The sequence below is a fragment of the Psychrobacter urativorans genome, from assembly GCF_904846695.1.
Lineage (GTDB): Bacteria > Pseudomonadota > Gammaproteobacteria > Pseudomonadales > Moraxellaceae > Psychrobacter > Psychrobacter urativorans.
In genome coordinates this window covers 1-926 of the sequence record NZ_CAJHBR010000067.1, presented here as the reverse complement: position 1 = coordinate 926, position 926 = coordinate 1, and the positions used below count along the sequence as shown (strand labels likewise).

The following is a 926-nucleotide window of genomic DNA, read 5'->3' as shown; positions in this document are numbered from 1 at the left end:
TATAGTGTTATAGTGTATCAAATACAAAAGTGTTATAAGATAAAACATCTCAACAGATATACTTAATTATCATGACTTATTCACTAGACTATCGCAAACAAGTTCTTAAAAGCTTAGCAAATGGCATGACCTTTGCCGAGGCAGCCTCTTTTTATGACATTAGTCCAACCACCATTCAAAAGTGGAAGAAACGGCTGCATAGTAAGAGCACTCGCAATGTTACGCCATCAAAAATACCAGATGATGCACTACGCAAAGACGTTGAGCGTTACCCTGATGACTATCACTATGAGAGAGCAAGACGGTTCAACTGTACTGCCTCAGCCATTTGTGAGGCTTTAAAACGCCTAGGCATCAGTCAAAAAAAAGACCTTAGAGCATCCAAAAGCGTGTCCAATAAAAAGAGCGGCGTATCAGAGTAAGCTTGATAACTTTAAACAGCAAGGCTATCCCATTGTCTATATGGATGAAAGCGGCTTTGAGGCTGAAACTATTCGTTCTCATGGCTATGCACCGATAGGCAAACCCTGTATCGACAGCGACAACTGGCAAGGTAAAAAGCGAACCAACGTCATTGGGGCTCTATATGAAAAGATGCTATTTGCACTGGATTACTTTGAACAGAACATTAACAGCAGCATATTCTACGACTGGTGCAAGTTTAAACTTATTCCAAGTCTTAAAACCAAATGCGTGATTATCATGGATAATGCTCGGTTTCATAAAAGCAAACGTATCCAAAAATTACTGAACAGGCATGGTCATCGTATTCTATGGCTGCCACCGTATAGCCCAGACTTGAACCCTATTGAGAAAAAATGGGCTCAAGTGAAGTTTCTACGCCAAGGGTGGATGGAAAATGACTTATCCAAATTATTTTATGATGTTTGTCCTAGCTATAACATTTTTGTTTTGAACTGACTATA

2 protein-coding genes are annotated in these 926 nt (G+C 39.5%); both read left to right on the top strand.

All coding sequences use genetic code 11. The features are described 5' to 3' along the window. Nucleotides 1–71: 71 nt before the first annotated feature. A complete protein-coding gene (locus JMY09_RS14390; protein ID WP_201603380.1) occupies nt 72–422 on the top strand; it encodes an IS630 transposase-related protein in 351 nt (116 codons plus the stop codon). Further along, nucleotides 397–921: an IS630 family transposase gene (locus JMY09_RS14385; protein ID WP_201603382.1), complete on the top strand. Its 525-nt coding sequence runs from the start codon at nt 397–399 to the stop codon at nt 919–921. The genes JMY09_RS14390 and JMY09_RS14385 overlap by 26 nt, the downstream gene beginning before the upstream one ends. Nucleotides 922–926 lie beyond the last annotated feature (5 nt).

Coding starts and splice junctions, on each gene's coding strand:
- JMY09_RS14390 (WP_201603380.1), top strand. CDS start 72: ATGACTTATTCACTAGACTATCGCAAACAAGTTCTTAAAAGCTTAGCA.